The 23,001-nt window shown below is 41.4% G+C and carries 16 protein-coding genes; 12 read left to right on the top strand and 4 right to left on the bottom strand.

The window, feature by feature from the left end; all coding sequences use genetic code 11:
* The first annotated feature begins 98 nt into the window (after positions 1-98).
* Positions 99-1,778 (top strand): protein-disulfide reductase DsbD family protein, encoded by a 1,680-nt coding sequence (locus tag QE382_RS16355; protein WP_307186852.1) that lies wholly within the window; start codon positions 99-101, stop codon positions 1,776-1,778.
* Positions 1,779-2,073: 295 nt separating this feature from the next.
* On the opposite strand, the gene QE382_RS16350 is transcribed toward QE382_RS16355, so the two are convergent.
* Together QE382_RS16350 and QE382_RS16345 are read right to left on the bottom strand one after the other, a co-directional pair.
* The gene (locus tag QE382_RS16350; protein WP_307186851.1) at positions 2,074-4,671 is read right to left on the bottom strand and encodes a DUF5686 family protein; all 2,598 of its coding nucleotides are present in this window, start codon (positions 4,669-4,671) and stop codon (positions 2,074-2,076) included.
* 301 nt (positions 4,672-4,972) lie between these two features.
* Complete coding sequence (locus QE382_RS16345; RefSeq protein WP_307186850.1) at positions 4,973-6,652, bottom strand: RluA family pseudouridine synthase; 1,680 nt, start codon at positions 6,650-6,652, stop codon at positions 4,973-4,975.
* 204 nt (positions 6,653-6,856) lie between these two features.
* Between QE382_RS16345 and QE382_RS16340 the strand changes: the two genes are divergently transcribed.
* From QE382_RS16340 to QE382_RS16300, 9 genes are all read left to right on the top strand, one after another.
* Positions 6,857-7,291: a Dps family protein gene (locus QE382_RS16340; RefSeq protein ID WP_307186849.1), complete on the top strand. Its 435-nt coding sequence runs from the start codon at positions 6,857-6,859 to the stop codon at positions 7,289-7,291.
* Positions 7,292-7,480: 189 nt separating this feature from the next.
* Positions 7,481-9,940 (top strand): glycoside hydrolase family 31 protein, encoded by a 2,460-nt coding sequence (locus QE382_RS16335; protein ID WP_307186848.1) that lies wholly within the window; start codon positions 7,481-7,483, stop codon positions 9,938-9,940.
* 2 nt (positions 9,941-9,942) lie between these two features.
* Positions 9,943-11,901, top strand: coding sequence for a 1,4-alpha-glucan branching protein GlgB (gene glgB, locus QE382_RS16330; RefSeq protein WP_307186847.1), 1,959 nt, complete (start codon positions 9,943-9,945; stop codon positions 11,899-11,901).
* Between the two features lie 148 nt (positions 11,902-12,049).
* Entirely contained in the window at positions 12,050-13,462 is a 1,413-nt protein-coding gene (locus QE382_RS16325) for a glycogen synthase (RefSeq protein WP_307186846.1), read from the top strand.
* A 6-nt stretch (positions 13,463-13,468) separates the two neighbouring features.
* Positions 13,469-14,752, top strand: a complete 1,284-nt coding sequence (locus tag QE382_RS16320; protein WP_293955199.1) for a glucose-1-phosphate adenylyltransferase — start codon at positions 13,469-13,471, stop codon at positions 14,750-14,752.
* Between the two features lie 157 nt (positions 14,753-14,909).
* Positions 14,910-15,671 carry a hypothetical protein gene (locus tag QE382_RS16315; protein ID WP_307186845.1) on the top strand — a complete coding sequence of 254 codons (762 nt, stop codon included), beginning with the start codon at positions 14,910-14,912 and terminating at the stop codon, positions 15,669-15,671.
* 1 nt (position 15,672) lies between these two features.
* A complete protein-coding gene (locus QE382_RS16310; protein ID WP_307186844.1) occupies positions 15,673-16,455 on the top strand; it encodes a M90 family metallopeptidase in 783 nt (260 codons plus the stop codon).
* Between the two features lie 110 nt (positions 16,456-16,565).
* Positions 16,566-18,338 (top strand): DUF4091 domain-containing protein, encoded by a 1,773-nt coding sequence (locus QE382_RS16305; protein WP_307186843.1) that lies wholly within the window; start codon positions 16,566-16,568, stop codon positions 18,336-18,338.
* Between the two features lie 142 nt (positions 18,339-18,480).
* Positions 18,481-20,214 (top strand): thiamine pyrophosphate-dependent enzyme, encoded by a 1,734-nt coding sequence (locus QE382_RS16300; RefSeq protein WP_307186842.1) that lies wholly within the window; start codon positions 18,481-18,483, stop codon positions 20,212-20,214.
* A gap of 96 nt (positions 20,215-20,310) precedes the next feature.
* Here QE382_RS16300 and QE382_RS16295 read toward each other — a convergent pair whose 3' ends face one another.
* Positions 20,311-20,499, bottom strand: coding sequence for a hypothetical protein (locus QE382_RS16295; protein WP_307186841.1), 189 nt, complete (start codon positions 20,497-20,499; stop codon positions 20,311-20,313).
* 261 nt (positions 20,500-20,760) lie between these two features.
* Between QE382_RS16295 and QE382_RS16290 the strand changes: the two genes are divergently transcribed.
* Entirely contained in the window at positions 20,761-21,249 is a 489-nt protein-coding gene (locus tag QE382_RS16290; RefSeq protein WP_307186840.1) for a hypothetical protein, read from the top strand.
* On the opposite strand, the gene QE382_RS16285 is transcribed toward QE382_RS16290, so the two are convergent.
* Positions 21,223-21,615, bottom strand: coding sequence for a diacylglycerol kinase family protein (locus tag QE382_RS16285; protein ID WP_307186839.1), 393 nt, complete (start codon positions 21,613-21,615; stop codon positions 21,223-21,225). The two genes, QE382_RS16290 and QE382_RS16285, sit on opposite strands and share 27 nt — an antisense overlap.
* Before the next feature lie 180 nt (positions 21,616-21,795).
* Here QE382_RS16285 and QE382_RS16280 point away from each other — a divergent pair, with 180 nt between their 5' ends.
* Positions 21,796-22,974, top strand: a complete 1,179-nt coding sequence (locus tag QE382_RS16280) for a MalY/PatB family protein (RefSeq protein WP_307186838.1) — start codon at positions 21,796-21,798, stop codon at positions 22,972-22,974.
* Positions 22,975-23,001: the final 27 nt, after the last annotated feature.

Below are 23,001 nucleotides of genomic sequence, written 5' to 3'. Positions count from 1 at the left end.
AAGATTTAGTTTCATATGTTTATAGTTAACTCGGGGAGTCTCTAGCTCCTCGGGTTTCATTATTGAAAAACCAATTTAATACCTAAGAATAATACAACATGGAAGTCAATTTCAAACTATTTATCCTCTTATTGTTCCTGATTGTGCCGCTTGGTATGTTTGCCCAGTCTGACACAACAAATTCGATGGAAGGAATCGAATTTACAGATGGCAGCATAAGTCCCGACTCACTATCTTTTGAAGAATCGCCCGATACTGCTTCAGTCAATGCGAATGCAAATAAGCCGAACAAAGTAGCTGCTGCAGCAGCGGCCAAGCCCGAAGCCGAAGGCAAAAAGTCGTTGTGGAGTATTTTCATAGCAGGACTAGTAGGCGGTTTTGCGGCGTTATTGATGCCATGTATTTTTCCGATGCTGCCTTTGACGGTGAGTTATTTCACCAAACAGTCGGGAAGTCGTGCAAATGGGATCAGTAAAGCCCTATTATATGGATTGTTTATTATAGTGATCTATGTGGCTTTGGGGATGCTCATCACGATCTCATTCGGCTCAGATGCCCTCAATGCGCTTTCGACTGACGGTATCTTCAATTTCATCTTCTTTTTGCTGTTGATAGGGTTTGCGGCTTCTTTTTTTGGCGCATTTGAAATTACATTACCAAGTTCGTTTGTCAATAAAATGGATGCAAAATCAGACAAAGGAGGTTTAGTGGGCTTATTCTTTATGGCTTTCAGCTTGTCTCTGGTCTCATTTTCCTGTACAGGGCCCATTATAGGCACATTGCTGGTGGAGGCAGCCTCGAAGGGCGAAAGGCTAGGACCAGCGATTGGTATGCTGGGATTCTCTATTGCCTTGGCGATTCCGTTTGGTTTGTTCGCCATGTTTCCTTCTATGCTTAAATCCTTACCGAAATCGGGTGGTTGGTTGAACAGTGTAAAAGTGGTACTTGGGTTTTTGGAACTCGCTTTAGCGTTGAAATTTTTATCCAATGTCGATTTAGCTTACCACTGGAATTGGTTGGATAGAGAGGTGTTTCTGTCGCTTTGGATTGCCATATTTGCGCTAATGGGCTTATATTTAATTGGTAAGATCAAATTTTCCCATGACAGTGATCTGAAATTCCTATCGGTTCCCCGGACTATTTTGGCTATTGTTGTATTTTCTTTTGTGGTGTATATGGTTCCAGGTTTGTGGGGTGCGCCTTTAAAATCGATTTCTGCTTTTTTACCACCATCGGCAACACAAGACTTTGATTTATCTTCGGGTGTAAGTACCGGGATTGCGCATTCGGACGGGAAAATTAAAAAATATGCTGAAATCTTTCATGAAAGGGGTACCCCGAAAGGATTTGATCCGTATTACGATTATGAAGAGGCATTAGCGACGGCTAAAGAATTAAACAAGCCTGTATTAATTGATTTTACGGGTTGGAACTGTGTTAATTGTCGTAAAATGGAAGCGAATGTCTGGACGGACAAAGCGATAGCCAAATTGTTGAAGGAAGAGTTTGTTATGGCCGAACTTTTCGTTGACGATAAAACAGCATTGGCTGCAAACGAACAATTTGTTTCGAAATACAGTGGTAAAAAGATCAATACGATCGGTAAGAAGAACAGCGATTTTCAAGCAGCTACATTCGATAGCAATTCGCAACCGCTGTATGTAATTGTCGACCCAACGGGCAAAAAACTGGTGCCTCAAAGTGGAGCCAACTATAATGTAGCGGAGTATAAAGCTTTCCTTCAAAGTGGCTTAGATGCCTTTAAACAAAAAAACTAGCCTTCCACATATTCTAATTTTATCCTCCTTGTAGTTATAGGCAAGGGGGATTTTTTGTTGTTAAAATTGACTGAAAAGTGGCTGGTGAGGGGCGATTTGGAATGTGGTCAGTCGCTGTACAATAAGAATGTGGTATTGGAATAAATTACAAAGCGGGTACCAGTTCTTTACTCCGTAGTTTATTGATAAATGGGGCGGTTCTGCTGGGTTGCAGATGTAAGCTTTGGTCAAAAAAAGAAGCCTTGTCCATGCAAATGGTCAAGGCTTCTTTGTATTCGATAGATTAGGAAAAGTATTAGAAGTCAAATCTGACACGGGCACGAATTCCCCAAGCTGGCGCATCGACGTGATCAAGATAATTCAGCCGTTTTACGTAGTCTACACGCAATATTTTGAAAATGTTGGAGAGACCGATACTGGCTTCCATATAAGGTTGTGAACCGAAGGTGTAAGAGCTTTGTACACCATCCGAATTGTGCTGCCAGCTAAATACTTTTGAACCATAATTAGGGTCGTCAGGATTGTTTTCTTTGCGCAGTCCGCCGTATACCCCTTTGAAACTAAATACCTCACGTAATTTAAGCCTTTTGATCAACGGAATCTTATTCAAAAGAAAACCATTCATGTAGTACTGTACATTTAATGATGCGTTATGGTCACTGACAAACTCAAGGAAGTTCATCAGGTTATACGAATTCAATTGATAAGCATACGTCTGGTTGGCGCGGTGAATTGTTAAGAAAGGGAATGGAATTTCTTTCCCTGCGATATAATTCCCCTCAGCTGTGACGTCTGCAAATCCAAATTGACTAAAATAGAATCGCTTAAAGGCGCCAACATTGAAGTTGTGATAATTATATTCACCTTTAGCCAGGCCTTTTATTCCCGCGGTATAGTTGAATGTAAAGATTGGGTATTGATTGAAAATAGGTGTTCTATAAATCTTTCCTTGATAAAACTCTTCGTGAGGGGCATATCTAAAATTAACGGACAATTCTGTTGAATTCAATTCGTTAAATAACCTGCTCTCGTTATTGGCATCAATCATTTGGTAGGTTAAGCTTCCGGCTGGCGTTTGTCTGTTAATATTGAAAGCCGCTCCAACTGCCACGTGATTTAAAAATTCTTTTTTGTACTCTAAACCATAATTTGTCTCATAGATATATCGATCATTATCCCCGCGTTTGAAAGAGAGCAAAAAGTTGTCTTCCTGAATAAACTCGAGCTTTTGTCCGGGAATCTTGGTGTCTTTTTTATAAGATGCCCTGATGTAGTGCATAGGAAAAGAATAGACAGATTTGTTATTGAAGGCATAGGTTCCACTGAAAAAATATTTCCATTTCTGGTCTTTAAACCCATAAGCAGCATAAGTTTCAGCATAGAAACGCTTGCTCAGCGATTCTGTGGTACGGCCGCCGACACGCAAACGGAAACCTTCTACGGGATTGAAACTATAGAACGTATTCACAGGACCGATTTCAACCGGACCCGCCTGTTTGTAACCGGAAAGTACCAGCGCGGCGATGTCCATGAATGTACGGAATGAAGGAATCTTTTGTAAGGTATCAATGTTATGATAGATGTTCAATTCGTTTTGCGCAAGGGCAAGTGGGCGCTGTGTTTCAAATAAAGTCTTTGTTGCTTTCTTGTTTTCAACATTATAGGCGATTACCGTTGACGGACCATCATAGATACTGTCGGGTTGTTGTATGCCTACTTTATAATTGTTGTAATCCACCGTCCGGCTGCCGCGGATTCCCATACCTTTCTCCGTTAACGAAAAATCGATACCCAGCGTACTTGTTTTTAAGTAGAAGCGGCTTTTGCTATCTTTCTCAAATTTAAGTTGTATCTGAAGATCCCGCACAAAATTCAAGTTGATATCATCAGCAACCGTCATATTGGCGCCCTGAACAGCATAGTTGCCATCCAGTGTCACATAGAGTTGACCTTTGAACAGCATATCTGCTTTGTTACGTGGGAAAAAGCTTAATTCGACTACCCAGGGTTGCACGGTCTTTATCGTATCTGTAATGAAAAACTTATAAAAAGTGGGTGCTGAATTGGCAATTGGACTCAAAAACTGATTAGTAACCAAGGAGATATTGTTATCATAAATATCGACTTGTTCATAAAGTTTATTGAAGTAAGCTGTCAAACCATCGTTATCAATAAATTTAGGATCAAATTGTGCGCGCTGATCCCCTAAGATATACTGTTTAGTTTTGCTTGGGTCTTTACGATAATAGACCTTTGAGATCTTTTCCTCGATGAAAGCTGGCAAGACATATTTGTTGGCTGTTTTAGCCGAATCGTCTGTTTCGAAAAGAAATTGATAGTTTTTGAAAATCTTTTTATTGACAAATTTTTCCGAAAGATTACTTAATCCTAAGGACATTTTTTCATACTGGTCATATTGCGCATATTGCTGACCTGCAAGTCTATTTTTTTCCTTATTCTCAATGACTTTTCGGATCAGTGCAACGGCAGGATTATCTTTGTTGCTATATTTTTTCTTTTTGGCCTTGACAACAACTTCTTCCAGCATATTGTCCTGCTGATCCATTAAAATTTCTTTTGTTTGCGTTGCATCATTCGTTACAAAAGCGTCTTTGCTGTCATAACCGATATAGCTTGCTCTAATTTTTACATAAGATGTCGGAAAGACAAGTTTAAATTCACCATTGGCGTTGGTCGATGTCGTGGTTCCGGCAGAAGCTGGAGCACCTACTACAGCGACGGTGGCGTACGGTATAGGGCTCTTGGTCTTTGCGTCTCTAACGATACCCGTAACAGTTTTATTTTGGGCAAGCGCCAAAGATACCGTTAGCACGAGTGTTATCGAAAAAAAGAGTTTAGTTATGAAGGTCTTTGCGTCTATGTTAGCTCTCATTATATTGCTATAATCTTGAAAATTCAAAATTGTTTTCTTGTTCCAACTTTATTTTTGACTTTATAGGTATTAAAATCAAAAAATCAGTGAACAAAGGAAATAAAAAATTAAGAATAATTAAAATTTTATTGTAATATAATAGCAGTAACCAATTGCGTGCTTTTTTGGTGTAAAATATTGTTTATTAAATATTTATATCGAATTATTGATTTAAGGTACTAATTTTAACACTCGATTTTGACTTGGCGATGATTTTCCGCTGTCCTATTTATTGACTTTTGTAACGATATAGTCAGTAATGTTAAAAATCTGGGTCAATTTCGAAGGTCATTTCTTGCTTTGAACTGGGGTGAATAAAAGTAATAGAAGCGGCGTGCAAATGTAGTCTATTGGCTTTTCTGCCATACAGATCGTCGCCGACGATAGGTGTGTTTAATCCCTTTGGGTGCACAGCATGCATGCGAAGTTGGTGGGTTCGGCCTGTCAGCGGATAGAATCTAACTCTTGTCTGATTATTTTCGACTGCCATTTTTTCCCATTTTGTCTGTGCCGGTTTGCCGTAGGTATAGCAGACCAATTGTCGGGGCCTATCCGCTAAGTCAACGCGCAGGGGTAGATCGATTAAACCCGAATTCGTTTCGATAATGCCATCGAGCAAAGCAATATATGTTTTCTTGATGGTGTGCTGTATAAATTGATCTTGAATGAATTTATGGGACGCTTTGTTTTTGGCAACTATCATCACACCGGATGTGGACATATCCAAGCGGTGGATAATAATCGGACCCGCTTCAGGATAGCGTTGGAGAACGCGATTGTAGACTGAATCCTTAACATATATGCCAGGTACAGACAGAAATTCAGCGGGTTTATTGATAATGATAATATCTTCATCTTCGTAAATTTGAGGAAGTTCTATCGCCAATGTAGTTTCCTGCTGCATGGGATTAGGATCTACGACCAAGCCTTCGAGCATATATCCTAAAATTGGTTCACATTTTTTGCGGCAAGCAGGGTAGTAGTTTTTGTGTCTGCGTATTTCGGAGGCAGGGGAACAGCCCCACCAAAATTCGGCTAAGGCGACTGGTGTCATCTTGTTTTCATAGGCATATTGCAAAAGCTTCGGTGCGGCACATTCTCCGGCCCCAGCTGGGGGCGTTGTGTTGTCAAAATCTTGGAACACATCCACTACATTTTTGCTTTGCCCTTTTGCATTGCGAAAATTATATTGTTCAAAAAGTCGCTTTTGAAGGTTGCCCGAGCGTATTTTTCGCTCTTCTTTAAGCGACGCAATCGTCGATAGCAATTCTTGCAGGTGATCGCTCTCCTGTTTCATGGCGATATGCATTTCATACTGAAAGCGCTGAAGCTGTTGTTTGTCTTTTAAACTCTGGCGTTGCATATCTTCCATGAGTAATGCATAATCTGTATCCGATAAGCGGGGTTTTAATAGGGTGCGTGTTTCCTTTCGGTTCTTCTTTTGCGCCTTCAATTTCGATTTAAGCGCGTCATGTGACTCTCCCCATTCACTTTTTAACAGGTCAAGGTTACGCTTGGCATTTTCCAGCTCGGCACTTGCTTCGAGGTTTTCAATTTTTCGATTCAGCGCATTAAGAAGTACTTCTTCGTTTAGAAAAAAGCTATTATCTTCGAGCATATCGAAAATCGGCGGTACAAAATGCTGGTTTTTATTACTTCCGGCCAACTTACCGGAAACAGCGGCAAGATAACCAATTTCTTCATCCTCCTTTTTAACCACCAAAACGCCAAACATTTTTCCAATAGGAAGTCCTTCTCCAGTGCTATCCAAGCCAAAATTGTGTGTCCATTCGTTCTGCTTTTCAATGTAATGTTGAAGTTCTTGTGCCGCCATCGCGGCAAGAGGGTGTGGCTCATAACAAAATGGAAAGGTAAATCGTGTCGGAAGTTCAATTGTTGAAATATCCTGTTTGAATGTGTGAAAATACGTGTTGTTTTCCATTTGGTCTGGGGCGTTTCCTCAAAATAAATATGTCGGCAAAAATACAATATTATGTCTTAAATAGTTGCTTGATCGTTTTTTTTATGTCAATTGGCGGTACGATAATTTATTCGAATTTGACCCCAGTATTTTTTGTTTTTATCGCATTTTTCGGTAGATTTAATCAAGCAATTAAAACATATAGTTAACAAAAGAATATACAGAATGAAAACTTCAATTGGAATTAAAGATGCTGACTTGAAAAAAGTCGCCAAGTTGCTAAATGTGCTTTTGGCAGATGAACATGTTGTCTATATGAAGACACGTAATGCGCATTGGAATGTGGAGGGCGCGGATTTTCATGCTGCTCATCTATTTTTGGAGTCGCAATACGATGAACTTGCGGAAGTAATCGATGAGGTTGCAGAGCGTGTGCGTACACTGGGTCATTATGCCGTTGGCACCTTTGACAAATATTTAAAGTTGACCCGTTTAACGGAGTCGACTTCTGAAAAGACAGACAGCCTTTCTTATTACAAGGAATTGTTAGCTGATCATGAAGCTATTGCGATGTCAATTCGTGCCGATCTTGCGGCAGTTGAACAGACCGCAGATAATGGTACGGAGGACTTTTTGGTTGGTTTTACTGGAAAAGCATGAAAAAATGGCTTGGATGCTGCGTGCACATTTTGTGAAATAGGCTGTAGTCACTTGACCACAATTCGTATAAAAAATCCTGCTTACAAGAAATTAGCGGGATTTTTTTTTATGTTTTGTTGTCGACGCAGGATTAATTTTCTATCTTAAAGAGGAATTAAGCCTTCAGAAACTTTTTAACATATTACAACTATGCTTGAAGACGACAACCTAAATCAAACCACACTGAATGAGGAGGAATATGATGGTACTTTGGAGAGTATGCACCATGTGAATAATCCAGTATTGGACCTACCTAAAATTGAGAAAAAATACCTAGAGACTATAGTTGACCATAGTCAGAATGATAAATCTTATTATTTTTCCGACAGCAAAGCGAAGGTAGAAATTAAGATTGTAACCGACGAGATCGTGCGGGTACGGCTCGCGCCCGAGGGAACATTTTTGGAAGACTTCTCCTATGCATTAGCAAAAAAAGATCACCGAGTAAGCATTCATCAATGTGAGGAAGAGACAGGCCATTACCTGGTCCAGACCAATACGATTTCCTGTAAGATCAATAAAAATGACTTTTTAATATCGTTCTCAGATCGTTCCGGTAAGCTGTTTAACGCCGATTTGGCACCAATGCATTGGGAGGAAAACCCAGATTTTGGCGGCTATTACGTCTATAGTACCAAGGTAGCCTTCGCAAATGAAGCTTTTTATGGTCTGGGTGATAAGGCCACCAAATTGAATCTAAGAGGCAAAAGACTTAAAAACTGGAATTCAGATACTTATGCTTTTGCTTACGATCAGGACCCACTTTATAAAACTATTCCGTTTTATATTGGTTTAAAAGATGGGGAAGCTTACGGAATATTTTTTGACAATACGTTTAAAACATATTTCGATTTTGCTGCCGAAGACCCGGGGAAAACGAGCTTTTGGTCTGAAGGTGGAGAGCTGCAGTACTATTATATCCATGGTCCGCGTATTATCGATGTTATCCGTCGTTATCATACGTTGACTGGCACACATTATCTGCCACCATTATGGGCAATCGGTTATCATCAGTGTCGCTGGAGTTATTACCCGGAAGCCAATGTGCGTAAGGTCGCTAAGGAATTTAGAAATCGGCAGATTCCATGTGATGCCATTTATCTTGATATCGACTATATGGAAGGGTATCGCTGTTTTACATGGAATAAGCAGTACTTTCCAAATCCAAAAAGTATGATTAGTGATTTGGCAAATGATGGCTTTAAAACCGTAGTGATGATCGATCCAGGAATTAAGGTGGATGAGAACTATTGGGTGTTCAGAGAAGGAAAGGAGAACCGGTATTTCTGTCGCCGAGGAGATGATTATTTTATGGAAGGATTTGTTTGGCCGGGACGCTGTCAATTTCCTGATTTTACCAATCCGGAAGTTAGGCAATGGTGGGGTACTTTGTATCAGGGGCTTGTGGAAGATGGTGTTGCGGGTTTCTGGAACGATATGAATGAACCGGCCGTATTTGGTCGGGGAACATTCCCAGATGACGTTCGCCATCAATACGACGGCCATAGGGGATCGCATCGTAAAGCACATAACATTTATGGTATGCAGATGGTGCGCGCAACGTATGATGGTTTAAAGAAACTGTATAAAAACAAGCGCCCATTTACCATTACCCGAGCAGCTTATGCCGGTACGCAGCGCTATTCCTCAGTTTGGACGGGTGATAATCTGGCTAGTTGGGAACACCTCAAATTAGGAACTTTACAGTTGCAGCGATTGTCAACTTCCGGAATGTCGTTTTGTGGGACGGATATTGGTGGATTTACAGGCGAACCAGACGGAGAATTGTTTACGCGATGGATGCAATTTGGTGTTTTCTCACCGTTTATGCGTGTGCATTCCGCCGGCGATACGCGGGATCGCGAGCCGTGGAGTTTCGGGGAGGACTGGGAGCAGATTAACCGGAAATTTATTGAACTCCGTTACCAGCTGTTGCCGTATATCTATACCTGCTTTTGGGAGCAGACCAAATATGGTTATCCGATACTGCGTCCAATTTCTATGGTTGAGCAACATATACCAACAAACTGGGAGCGTGAAGAAGAATTCTGTTTTGGAGATAAGATATTGGTATCTCCGGTCTTGCAACCGGGACAAAAGAGTAAAATTGTTTATCTGCCGGAAGGTTGTTGGTATTATTATTTCGATAACGGAGTGTATGCCGGCGGTAAAGAGCATACTGTCGCTACGCCAATCGACGAAATGCCGATCTTCATTCGTGGGGGATCTGTGATTCCGGAATATCCAGTGATGCAATATACTGGTGAAAAGAAGATTGAAGAGCTACAGCTCAATGTTTACTTCGCTGATGGGGTGACGCGTTCGTATGTGTATTCGGACCACGGCGACACTTTTGCCTACGAGCAGGATATTTATCTCGAAAAATGCTTTACGGTATCTGGACTCAACGATTCTTTATCGATCAAGCAAACCAGAGATGGTCTATTTACTGAACGGTACGAAGAATATAAATTACAATTAATTGGCTTGCCATTCTGTATTAAACGAGTTAAGACGGATGGCATAGAAACAAAAGTACAACAAGATGAAAAGGGGCGATATTGGATTAATGTCGCACGTGAATTTGATAATATATTGATAGAAGGTTAAACATGGCCAATGAAGTAATTCCGCATAGTCTATTTTCTGAATTTGATGTCGCCTTATTCCAGTCGGGTAAGCACTTTAAATTATACGAAAAGTTCGGTTCACATGAACTGGAAGTCAACGGTGAGAAAGGCGTTTATTTTGCGGTTTGGGCTCCAAATGCAAAATCTGTTGCTGTCTCCGGCGACTTTAATTCCTGGAATAAAGAGCGTGATGCGCTTTATGTGCGCTGGGACGGCAGCGGAATCTGGGAGGGATTTATTCCTGGCCTAGCTAATGGTGAGGCATACAAGTATGTTATTCAGACCTATTCGGGCGAACAGCTTGAAAAAGGCGATCCATTTGCATTCAAATGGGAAGTTGCACCCAGGACTGCGTCGCTGGTACATTCGACTTGGTACGCATGGCAAGACAAGGAATGGATGCAGGAGCGCGTCATTAAAAACAGATTGGATCAACCGTGGTCTGTCTACGAAGTACATTTAGGATCTTGGGTGCGCGATCCGGAAAGTCCTGAGACTTTGCTGAATTACCGGGAAATAGCCGTGCAGCTTGTTTCTTATGTCAAGGAGATGAATTTTACTCACGTGGAATTTATGCCATTGATGGAACATCCCTATTATCCTTCTTGGGGATATCAGATCACAGGATATTTCGCTGCAAGCTCGCGGTATGGCTCAGCACAGGACTTGATGTATTTGATTGAAGAGCTTCATGCAGCAGGTATAGGGGTGTTGTTGGATTGGGTGCCTTCTCATTTTCCGGGTGATGCTCACGGTCTTTATCGATTTGATGGCAGCAGTCTATATGAACACGAAGATCCAAGGAAAGGCTTTCATCCTGACTGGCAATCCTATATCTTCAATTATGGCCGCAATGAGGTAAGGTCTTTTTTGATCAGTAACGCATTTTACTGGCTGGATCGTTTTCATATTGATGGCCTTCGGGTAGATGCTGTTGCGTCTATGTTGTATCTGGATTATAGCCGAAGTGCGGGAGAATGGATTCCCAATGAATATGGTGGCAATGAAAATTTAGAAGCGGTACAGTTTTTAAAAGAGCTAAACGAGGCGGTATATAGTCATTTTCCACATGTGCAGACAATCGCTGAAGAATCTACTTCTTGGCCTGGGGTGAGCAGGCCTACTTATGCGGATGGCCTAGGTTTTGGTATGAAGTGGATGATGGGATGGATGCACGACACGTTGGATTATTTTAAGGAGGATCCGATTAATCGTCAATATCATCATGATCGCCTGACTTTCGCAACTGTCTATGCTTTTCACGAAAATTTTATGCTTCCGTTGTCGCATGATGAGGTGGTGTATGGAAAGCATTCGCTGATTTATAAAATGCCCGGGGATGAATGGCAGAAATTTGCCAATCTCCGCACATTGTATCTCTTCATGTATACTTTTTCAGGAACAAAATTATTGTTTATGGGGGGCGAATTTGGACAGACGGCAGAGTGGAACGTTAATAAATCGCTGGATTGGCATCTTTTGGACTATGCTCCGCATCAGGGTATGAAACAATTTGTAGCAGAGCTGAACTCCTTATATAAGGTGCAACCGAGCCTTTATCAAAAAGCTTTTGAAGCATCAGGCTTCGATTGGATAGATGCAGGCGACCGTGAAAATTCAGTCGTGGTCTATTGGCGCAAGGGATTTGATGCGTGGGATGATACAGTCGTTGTGCTGAACCTAACACCCGTTGTTCGCGAGCATTTTCGCATAGGTCTGCCTTATGCTGGAGAATGGGAAGTGGTTTTCAATTCTGATGACTTGATCTATTTCGGCTCAGGAATTCATCAGCCAAATATTCATACTGAACACCTGCATTGGATGAATCAGCTACAATCTGCTCAAGTTCATTTGCCGCCATTAGGTGGTTATGTTCTTCAAAGGAAGAAAGAACTAAAGGGTGTCAATTCGGCGGAAGAAAAGGCTGTTAGCGCTGTTTAGCACAGCGCGCAAAAAATTATGTAATGGAATAAGTGTAGATTTAGATAAGAACTTGGTATTGATTTTCAGGTTCGTTATAATGCGTTGTTACAACTAATAGGAAGGCAGCTTTTTGCCTTTAACACAGATAAAATATGGACTTATTCTAATGAAAGTTTTTCACTTAAGTGTAGAATGTTATCCCGTGGCCAAAGTTGGCGGGCTTGCGGATGTCGTAGGGGCACTGCCCAAGTATCAGGCCAAACTTGGTTGGGAAGCAGCAGTCGTTATGCCTTGGTATGACCGCCCGTTTGTTCGGGATCACGCTTTTACGGTTGTTCACGAGGGTTCTTTTTACCAAGGATCCGAATTGTTGAACTTTACTGTGTACAAGGAGGCAGAGGATATACTTGGATTTGGGCTCTATTTAATCAAGATTCCAGGCAAACTCGATCGTCAGGAAGTGTATTGCTATGCGGATGAGGGGGAGCAATTTATGGCGTTTCAGCATGCTGTATTAAGCTGGTTTAAGGAAAAAGCTATACGGCCTGATATCGTGCATTGTCACGATCATCATGTCGGCTTAATACCTTTTTTGATGAAATATAGCCATGACTACATTCATCTCGCCGATGTAAAAACTGTGGCTACTGTACATAATGGGCAATACCAAGGTTGGACTACGTGGAACAAGGCAGTTTTATTACCTGCTTACGATAGCTGGAAATGGGGGCTGTTGGATTGGGATGGTTTAATTAACCCACTTGCCGCCATGATCAAATGTTGCGATGCGTATACCACAGTATCTGAAGGGTATCTGGAAGAGCTTTATGTAGAAGCAAATGGTTTGCAGCAGCTTTTTTATGATGAGCGGGATAAATCGGTCGGAATTGTCAATGGTATCGACTGGGAGATATGGGATCCTGCGACTGACTATACGCTAATCGCGAATTATGATGCCAAGCAAGCTTTTGCGGGTAAATTGAAAAATAAAGAGGCCTTGGCAACGCAATATAACATCGACCCTAAGTTGCCATTGCTCGTTTTTATTGGCCGCTTTGCCACTGAAAAAGGTGCTGATTTACTGCCGGATATAATTTTGGAATTAACAGCCAAATATCAAGGTAGATTAGGTATATTTATACTAGGTGCCGGAGATCCTGCGATCCAGTCGCGTGTGAAATTGCTCGTTGATGCTGGCGTAGAAAATTTGGACGTGTTCTTTGGTTATGATGAAAACCTGGCACATTGGCTGTACGCGAGTGCGGACTTTCTTTTAATGCCTTCCCGGGTGGAACCTTGCGGGCTTAACCAACTCTATGCTATGAAATATGGCACATTGCCGGTTGTGCATCGCGTGGGCGGACTAAGAGATACTGTAATTGATCTTGATAACGACGGTTATGGTGTTGGTTTTGACGGTCTGACAATACCTGTAATTACGGAAGCTATTATTCGTGCTACCACTTTTTACGCAAGCAAAAAGCAGTTTGAAGAGAATCAACGTAAAATGATGCGCTTGGATTTTTCTTGGGATAAATCTGCTGCAAAATATATAAGTCTATATAACCAAATAATGTAATTTGATATGTCACGTCACAATGTAGTAGCTATCGTCTTGGGCGGGGGAAGGGGCTCACGTCTGTATCCATTGACCGATCAGCGGTCTAAACCAGCAGTTCCCATTGCAGGGAAATATCGTTTGGTGGACATTCCCATCTCGAATTGTCTTAATTCGGGTTTCAATAAGATTTTTGTATTGACTCAGTTCAATTCTTCATCGCTCAACTCTCATATTAAAAACACCTATAACTTTAGTATTTTTAGTAAGGGGTTTGTCGATATTTTGGCTGCAGAGCAGACCAACGATGGTGACAAATGGTTTGAAGGGACAGCCGATGCGGTACGTCGCTCGTTCCGCAAGTTGGCGAGCATTGATTATGATTATATACTGATCTTATCCGGCGATCAGTTGTACCAAATGGATTTTGATGCCTTGGTAGACTTCCACGTCGAAAATGAGGGTGATCTGACGATTGCGACCATTCCTGTGAATGGAAAAGACGCGACGGGCTTTGGGATTCTGAAATCTGATGAAAAAAATCACATTACTTCTTTTATCGAAAAACCGAAGACGGAGCAATTGGTGGATTGGAATTCCGAAGTGAGCGATCATTTAAAGCGTGAAGGGAGAGAATACCTGGCGTCCATGGGGATCTATGTTTTTTCTAAGAGCGTGCTCAAGCGTATGCTCGAGGAAAATGAAGGGATGGATTTTGGTAAAGAAATTATTCCGGATGCGATCGAAACCCATAGGGTGCTGAGTTACCAATTTGAGGGCTATTGGACTGATATTGGAACAATAGGGTCTTTCTATGAAGCGAATATTGGTTTGACCGATAATATCCCAGCCTTTAACTTATTTGACAAAAATACGGTTTTCACACGTCCGAGAATGTTGCCACCGTCAAAAATATCGGGAACAACATTAATCAATTCGGTTATTTCCGATGGATGTATTATTCAGGCTGATAAGATCGACCGCTCGGTTGTTGGGGTTCGTTCGCGTATCGGGACAGGATCTGTGGTGCGAGGCACCTATATGATGGGATCCGATTATTATGAAGATCTTGTCGATATGGAGGAGGCCAAGCGGAAAAATGTTCCCGTAGTAGGTGTGGGTGAGCGGTGTTATATCGAAAATGCGATTTTGGATAAAAACTGCCGTATTGGCAATGATGTGCGAATTAATGGCGGCCCGCATCTCTTAAATGCTAACCACGCTACTTATACCATTTGTGATGGCATCGTGGTCGTTAAGAAGAATGCGGTTATTCCAAACGGTACGACGATAGGATTGACGTCCAGCTAAATTTTAGTGTACAAGGGCGGTAATTTAGTCGTATCACTTTATGTTATACTTATAGATGTCTCTTAAAAGCAATCGCCCGTACATATTTTACCTCCAGTGGAAAATTATGTGACGTGGTACTGTCTTTGCTAAGGACCATATAATATCATAAAATAGTATGCGATTTAGACAGATTATCTCCCTTTTTTTTGTTTTGTTTACCCTGGTGAACTGCGATACGTCTTTGATGGTGCAGGGGACTGGCGTATTGCGCGATGCCGCGCGTAAATTTGAGCTTCGGAATGGCAACAGGACGGTGATTTATATTCCGATGCGGCATTTGGGCACACGGGTATACTATGATCATATCCAAAACACCGTCGATTCTCTTCAAAAATCAGGATATGTCGTTTTTTACGAAAGTATAGCCTATCAGGTAGATAGCGCTGCGCAACGCGATCTTTATGACCGCAAGTTCAGAAAGTTGACCGGCAATCGGCTTGGATTGCAGCAATGCATTGAAACACCTGGAGATACTTCAAGAGTACTTCGGGCGCCCATGTACCGTAAGCTCGGGCAGCGAATTATTAGTCAGCCCGATTATTCATTCTTTCGAGTAAACTATGAGACAGCCGTGAATGCGGATATTCCAAAAAATAAATTACTTGACGAGTTTGAATACCTGTATGGTACCATCAATCTGGATGCATGTGATTTTAAAACGCCATTGCATGAGCCTTATTCCTGTAAGGCCATGAAGACTGCGTTAAAAAACAAATTTGATAAAGAATTTATCATGAAAAAAAGGGAAGAGAATCTTGCCTCTTTAGTGGCTGATGCTCCGCAACAGAAGATTTTAATCTTATTTGGAACCTCACATTTTAAAGGCTTTTTGCGTAATTTGCAAGATCGGGATCCCAAATGGATACAGATCAAATAATATGTTAGAAAAACTGTTCATCGTATTGCTTATACCTGTAACGATTTATGTCGTGTATTACCTGCTAAATCGTACGGCCAAAAATAGCAAAGCCATCACACGTGTATTGAGTGACGAAGGTAAGGAAATTCTCGAAAGAGAAGTTGCCTACTACCGCAAATTGTCCACTGCTGACCGAGCGGAATTTGAATCGCGCTGTCTAAATTTTTTGGATACGGTAAAAGTGGAAGGTGTGGGTGTAGAGATTGAATTGAAAGATTATATGATGATTGCTGCGAGTGCGATTATACCTATATTTTCCTTTAAAAAATGGACCTATCCAAACCTAACGAATATTATGGTTTATCCTTCGCAGTTCAACACAGCTTATGAATTTGAAGGACACGCCGATCGCCATATTATGGGTATGGTCGGGGAAGGTGCCATGAACGGACAGATGATTTTGTCCAAGTCGGCTTTGGAGTATGGATTTAGAAATGCAAATGACGGAGAGAATACCGCCATTCATGAATTTGTTCATCTCCTCGACAAAACCGATGGCACAGTAGACGGCATTCCAACGCAATTAATGGATAAAGCTTCTGTAATACCTTTTATGAACTTAATAAGAAAAGAAATTGATAATATAAAAGCCAATAAATCGGACATTGATGTGTATGGAATGACAAATCCAGCAGAGTTTTTTGCTGTTGCATCGGAATATTTCTTTGAAAATCCAGAAAAATTTAAACAACATCATCCAGAGCTTTATACGGCGCTTTCTGAAATTTTCGAACAAAGCTAATTATTGATAATTGAAATTTTAGGTTTAAGAAAGGACTTTTCGATGAATTATTAATCGTTTTGTTAGCTTTGCTAAAGTTTTGTTAACTCTATTTATTAACTATAACTGTTATGCCTAAAACTACATTCTATTCTACGATTACCCTAGTTTTCATCCTCCTCTGTAGTAATCATCAGGGGATGGCCCAGCAGCGTTTCAATCCTGCACCAACCTTTACGGAAATGGCCGATCCAACAAAAGATACATTATCCGATTGGTCGAATGTTGAAGAGGGATTACACGCTTCCTTTGTATCTATTGATAAACGTTATCCCAAATCCCTAAATCCCAATTTGACTGCCCAACGCGCAGCAACGGTATACGCCTGGAAAGGCGAGCAGGTTTCCGTTCAGTTTATTCTATGGACTTCCGCTGCTGCACCTCATGTAACTGTTTCTGCGGCGGATTTAAAGTCCACCACCGGTGAATCGATTCCTGGCGATGTGGTACAGACGCGCTTTGTGCGGTATGTCATGACGGACGAATTTGCGAGTGGATGTGGGTACCGTAAACCAGCGGATTTTAAGGCTTCGCTTTCTGCAGATATGTTGGATAACCTCAAAAGTTACGATCTCGAAGCAAAAAAAGTGCGTCCTGTCTGGGTTACTGTCAAAGTGCCCAATGATGTAACGGGGGGAAATTACCATACAACACTCTCGATTCATCAAAATGGTATCGTGAAAGAGCAGCTGCAGCTGACCGTTATCGTTCAAAACCATGTGCTGCCTCCCGCGTCTCAGTGGAGTTACCATCTGGATCAGTGGCAACATCCTTCGGCAGTTGCGCGCGTGAACAAGGTGAAGATGTGGAGCGATGCACATTTTGAGACTTTGAGACCGACGATGATGCAGTTGGCGGCAGCAGGGCAGAAGGTCATTACAGCTACGCTCAATAAAGATCCCTGGAATGTACAGACCTATGATCCCTACGCCGATATGATCATCTGGAAAAAGGGTAAGGATGGATCTTGGTCTTACGACTATTCGGTATTTGACCGTTGGGTCACCTTTATGATGGATCTGGGGATCAGTAAGGAGATCAACTGTTATTCTCTATTGCCATGGAATAACGAGCTTCATTATTTTGACGAACGAAAAAAACAATTGGTCAATGTTACAGCAAAGCCGGGAACAGAGATATTCGAAGCCTTATGGTCGCCTTTCTTAAAAGATTTCAGTAAACATCTACGTGAGAGAGGCTGGTTGAAGATAACCAATATTGCCATGGATGAGAGGAGCCGGGAGGAAATGGATGCTGCCGTCGCTTTGTTGGAAAAGGTCACTCCTGAATTTAACATCGCGTTTGCAGATAACCACAAAAGCTACCAGCGTTATCCCAAAAGTATCGATATCAGCGTCGCTGCTGGGGATCCTTTTGATCATCAAGATTTTATTGATAGAAGAAAGAAGGGGTATGTAACGACATTCTATGTGTGTTGTTCTGACGAATTTCCAAATCAATTCACGTTCTCCGACCCCGCTGAATCTACCTATATGGCTTGGTATGCCCTAGCAGCTGGCTTCGATGGCGCTTTGCGCTGGGCTTTTAATTCATGGGTGCTAGATCCTCTGCGTGACTCCAGGTTTCGCACCTGGCCAGCAGGAGATACCTATATAGTTTATCCACAGGGAAGAAGTTCAATCCGCTATGAGCGCATGCTGGAGGGTATACAAGACTACACAAAAGTGAATATGCTAATCAAAATGTTGGAGGAATCAAATGATCAACTTAATTTAACGAAACTGAATGCAAAAATTGCAAAACTCAATACAGCTAAACGCTATGCAGACTGGAATAACGACCTCAATGAAGCAAAGAATTTTGTGAATGCACTGTCCCAGTAAATCGGACTAAGCGGCAAATAGCTAATATGATATTGCCCGCGGAAATTGAAAAACCATTACCCCTATAATATTGTTGTTAACATGTAGCGACTGGCTAAACAGCACAAATCGCTTGATTACATTCTAAAATTATATTATGCGTATGAAAAATGTAGCACATCAGATTGTTGACCTCTTAAAAAATGCGGGAATTAAGCGTATTTATGCCGTAACAGGCGATAGTTTAAATTTTTTTAACGAAGCGGTCCACGCCGATGGAACGATGCAATGGATACATGTAAGACATGAGGAAGCTGGAGCATTTGCCGCAACAGCTGAAGCAGATTTACACGGGATTGCTTGTTGCGCGGGTAGTAGTGGACCGGGGCATGTGCATCTGATCAATGGTGTGTATGAAGCCCACAAGACGCGTGTACCGATGCTCGTGATTGCGTCAACGTGTGCTACATACGAGTTTGGAACAGATTATTTTCAAGAAACCAATCCAATCAAATTGTTTGATGATTGTTCTTGCTATAATCAAATGATCACCCGACCTGAGCAGGTGCAGCGCATGGTTCAGAATGCGCTGCAGCAAGCTATATCAAAACGTGATGTTGCTGTTATCGGGCTCCCTGGGGACGTCTCTGAAATGGAGGCGGTCGATATGAATACATCGTCGAAAGTATTTTTTACTGAGCCTCAGGTGAGACCTTCGGACATGGAAATCGGTCGTTTGGCACAGTATATCAATCAGGCCGAAAAAGTGACTTTATTTTGTGGTGTCGGTGCAAGGAAAGCGCAAAGGCAGATTGTTGAATTATCGCAAAAGATCCACGCGCCAGTGGGCTATTCATTTAAAGCAAAGTTGGATATTCAGCGCGATAACCCCAACGAAATTGGTATGACCGGACTCCTAGGTATGGCTTCAGCTTTTCAAAGTATGCATCAATCCGATCTTATTCTACTTCTAGGGACCGACTTTCCTTATAAGGATTTTATACCTACGAATAAAACCATTATTCAGATTGACATTGAAGGTGAGAAGCTAGGACGGCGATCTATAGTAGATTATGGGTTGGTAGGAGATATCGAACATACCTTAAAAGCTGTATTGCCCTTTGTAGAGGCGCGGGCCGACACGGAATTTCTAGATAAGCAGTTGGAATCTTACGCGAAGGTGAAAGAAGATTTAATGACTTATGTAGACGATCGGGGTAGCGAATGTGCTATTCAACCTGAATTTGTTGCCCATGCAATTGATCAGAAGGCCAGTGATGATGCTGTATTTTTACTGGATACAGGAATGTGCTGTGTTTGGGGAGCGCGTTATATTAACCAGCGCAAGGACCGCATTATGTTGGGCTCTTTCAATCATGGTTCTATGGCTAACGCTATGCCGATGGCTATTGGAGCAGCATTGACACATCCCAAACGCCAAATAATTGCATTTTGTGGTGATGGAGGACTGTCTATGTTACTGGGGGATCTCGCAACAATAAAGCAATATAACTTACCCATTAAAATCGTTGTTTTCAACAACCGCTCACTGGGTATGGTCAAGTTGGAAATGCAGGTGGCAGGTTTGAAAGACCAGGAAACCAATATGGTGAACCCCGACTTTGCTCTCATTGCGCAGGCGATGGGTATCCGCGCATTTACAGTAACGCAGCCCGAAGATGTGGATAGGGTACTTAACGAAGCACTCAACATCACCGATGAGCCCGTTTTGCTGGATATTTATACCAATCCGAATGCGCTTGCCATGCCCCCAAAAATATCATTTAGCCAAATGAAAGGCATGACAGAAAGCATGGCTAAGTTGATGTTATCGGGTAATTTTGAAGAAGTATGGGATACCATTAAGTCGAATTATAAGCATTTAAAGTCGCTTTAGTTATTGCTGAGAAACTGGTCAAGAAACAGACAATGCCCTCGAAAATCAGCTTCGAGGGCATTGTCTGTTAAAGTAGAATTTGGAAGAAATATTATCTTAATATTGACGTTGAACAAACCATAGGCTTTTCAGTAACTCTTCCTTACAGCGTCTGAGTTTTTCAATTTTGGATTCTGGAGAAGTTCCAACTTGCTCATTAACAATAATAGCTAAGTCTGTTTCAATCGACAATTTTGTGAGTGAATTACATCCACTATCAAATTTCTTAAAGCTTACATCTTTCATACTAATATTGGTTAAGAATTCCTGAATTTTATCATGTACAATTTACTAATAAAAATTAGCTTTACAACCAGCCTTCGATAATTTTATTGTTACTAAATTGTTTATTTTTAATAGATTATCGGTAATATTAATAGCTTATTCCATAATAGATAAACAATGTTTACATTTTTTTGTTTTGTGAATTTTAAAATTCTAAATGTTAGTTATTTAAAACAAAATTTATGTTGAATTGCTCTTTATAGTGTAAATAAAAAATACAATATGAGAATAATCAATTTTGGATTTATACTATTGCTGTGTAGCACTGCTTGCCACCAAGAAAAGAAAAACCAGGAGTCTTCAACGAAGCGGGATACTGCTGTATATGATGCTCGACCATTGGAAGGTTCGATATCTTCTACCGGAAAGCGTACTTATCAATACCTTAAAAATGGCGATACAATTTCATTGGCAGTCGTTGTCGACGGGGAGAAGATACATGGTGATTTAAGCTATGCCTGGAAGGAAAAAGACCGTAACACGGGACATATTGAAGGGGAATTAAAAGGCGATCTGTTATTGGCCGATTATACCTTTTCTTCTGAGGGACAGGAATCTGTCCGTGAGGTAGCGTTTAAAGTGTCCAAGGAGTATGCACTAGAAGGTTATGGTGCAATGGAAGAAAAAGCTGGAAAAATGTCTTTTGTTGATGTAAACAAGCTGGCATTTGATGAAAAATTCCGTTTAAGTAACGTATCTGAGGGTAAATGAGATTAGCTTTGGAATAAAAATTAGTAGGCCGACTAATAATGCTGTGATGCTGCTTATCATCACAGCAGCTGCGGCTACATCTTTAATCTTTTTTATGGCTGGGTTTTCCTCGTGACAAGTAAAGTCTGCTATATTTTCCATTGCGGTATTGAGGAGCTCACAGACGAACACGAATCCTATGGATAATAGCACGGCAATCCATTGGTTTACACTGATGTTAAGTATAATGGAGAGAATTAAGGCGATAACAGCTGCTACGCTGTGCACCCTGAAATTGTGTTCCTCCTGCCAAGCTGTCTTTATTCCGTTGAAAGCATAGCGAAAACTCTTTAATCTTGCACTAAATGAAAAGCTATCTTTTGCCATTGTTATCATTTCTGTTTGATATAAAGATAATGCTTTATGAGGGGTTAGGATGCACGATTTTTAGTGTTTTTTTACACCAAGCTAATCCTGTTATAATTCATTTTATCTCGTGTTTTAAATCTAAGTCTACTTTATATTCCTTTTCTTTCGAATGCCTTCTAATTTTCATTAAATTGCTGTATGATCTATAATTTTGACAAAACAATTGTTCGTCGTGGTACGGATTCAGTTAAATGGAATCAGCAGAACTACGAAGATTTGATTCCGCTTTGGGTGGCAGATATGGATTTTCCTGCAGCACAACCTATCGTAGATGCACTTTCAGAACGGGTTAGGCATGCCATATATGGTTATGCTTCGGTTCCCTTTGCCTTTTACAGGGCGATTATGAACTGGTCTTTTCAACGACATAAATTCGCACTTCAGCAGGGATGGCTGCTCCCGGTTATTGGTGTTGTACCGGCACTTTCGGCTTTGGTTAAAGCACTCACCGCTCCTGGCGACAAGATTCTGGTTCAGGAACCTGTCTATCATTGTTTTTTTTCCGCTATTGAACGTAATGGGGCGGAGGTTGTATCGAATGACTTAAAGTATCATGATGGGCAGTATAGCATCGACTTTGAGGATTTCGAATCTAAGGCAAGCGACCCGAGAGTTAAGGTATTTATTTTATGCAGCCCCCATAATCCCGCAGGACGGGTTTGGACTCGAGCGGAATTAGAACGTTTAGGAGATATCTGCTTGCGGCATCATGTTTTTGTTATTTCAGACGAAATTCATTGTGATTTGGTATTTGATGGCTATACGCATATTCCATTTGGAAGCATCAGCGCTTCCTTTTTGTCAAATTCAATTACGTGCATTGCGCCGAGCAAAACCTTTAACTTGGCAGGCTTACAGGTTGCTACGGTCGTTGCAGCAGATCCTGAGCTCAAGAAGAAGGTCCAGCTCGCTTTTCTTGCGAATGAGATTAGCAGTGTAAGCCCCTTCGCCATAACAGGTTTGATCGCCGCATATGAATCGGGTGGGGAATGGTTGGATCAGGCGTTAGATTATATTCACGCCAATTATTTGTATTTAAAAGATTTTATGACTGAGCATCTTTCGGCTTTGCATGTACTTCCTTTGGAAGGCACCTATCTTGTATGGATAGATTGTAGTGCTCTGGGCGTTTCAAGTCGAAAATTGGGACAGTTGTTATTGGAAGAAGTGCATGTTCAGGTTAACGTAGGAGCAATGTACGGAAAAGGGAGCGACAACTTTATCCGGCTAAATATTGCCTGTTCAAGGGATATTTTGAACAGCGGCTTACTGCGGTTAAAACAAGTTTTCTTACCATTACTGCAAGCAGCGGAATAGCGGACAGTCATTCCGATATGAAAGTAA

The sequence above is a fragment of the Sphingobacterium zeae genome (assembly GCF_030818895.1).
Classification (GTDB): Bacteria; Bacteroidota; Bacteroidia; order Sphingobacteriales; family Sphingobacteriaceae; genus Sphingobacterium; species Sphingobacterium zeae.
Note: the sequence above shows the minus strand (reverse complement) of the source record. Positions and strands in the feature narration are given on the sequence as shown.

Bases quoted from the DNA above. Each gene is read 5' to 3' on its own strand.
- QE382_RS16315 (WP_307186845.1), top strand. From the start codon at position 14,910: ATGCGATTTAGACAGATTATCTCCCTTTTTTTTGTTTTGTTTACCCTG.
- QE382_RS16335 (WP_307186848.1), top strand. From the start codon at position 7,481: ATGCTTGAAGACGACAACCTAAATCAAACCACACTGAATGAGGAGGAA.
- QE382_RS16310 (WP_307186844.1), top strand. From the start codon at position 15,673: ATGTTAGAAAAACTGTTCATCGTATTGCTTATACCTGTAACGATTTAT.
- QE382_RS16305 (WP_307186843.1), top strand. From the start codon at position 16,566: ATGCCTAAAACTACATTCTATTCTACGATTACCCTAGTTTTCATCCTC.
- QE382_RS16345 (WP_307186850.1), bottom strand. From the start codon at position 6,652: ATGGAAAACAACACGTATTTTCACACATTCAAACAGGATATTTCAACA.
- QE382_RS16300 (WP_307186842.1), top strand. From the start codon at position 18,481: ATGAAAAATGTAGCACATCAGATTGTTGACCTCTTAAAAAATGCGGGA.
- QE382_RS16355 (WP_307186852.1), top strand. From the start codon at position 99: ATGGAAGTCAATTTCAAACTATTTATCCTCTTATTGTTCCTGATTGTG.
- QE382_RS16285 (WP_307186839.1), bottom strand. From the start codon at position 21,615: ATGGCAAAAGATAGCTTTTCATTTAGTGCAAGATTAAAGAGTTTTCGC.
- QE382_RS16340 (WP_307186849.1), top strand. From the start codon at position 6,857: ATGAAAACTTCAATTGGAATTAAAGATGCTGACTTGAAAAAAGTCGCC.
- QE382_RS16290 (WP_307186840.1), top strand. From the start codon at position 20,761: ATGAGAATAATCAATTTTGGATTTATACTATTGCTGTGTAGCACTGCT.
- QE382_RS16295 (WP_307186841.1), bottom strand. From the start codon at position 20,499: ATGAAAGATGTAAGCTTTAAGAAATTTGATAGTGGATGTAATTCACTC.
- QE382_RS16320 (WP_293955199.1), top strand. From the start codon at position 13,469: ATGTCACGTCACAATGTAGTAGCTATCGTCTTGGGCGGGGGAAGGGGC.
- QE382_RS16350 (WP_307186851.1), bottom strand. From the start codon at position 4,671: ATGAGAGCTAACATAGACGCAAAGACCTTCATAACTAAACTCTTTTTT.
- QE382_RS16325 (WP_307186846.1), top strand. From the start codon at position 12,050: ATGAAAGTTTTTCACTTAAGTGTAGAATGTTATCCCGTGGCCAAAGTT.
- QE382_RS16280 (WP_307186838.1), top strand. From the start codon at position 21,796: ATGATCTATAATTTTGACAAAACAATTGTTCGTCGTGGTACGGATTCA.
- glgB (WP_307186847.1), top strand. From the start codon at position 9,943: ATGGCCAATGAAGTAATTCCGCATAGTCTATTTTCTGAATTTGATGTC.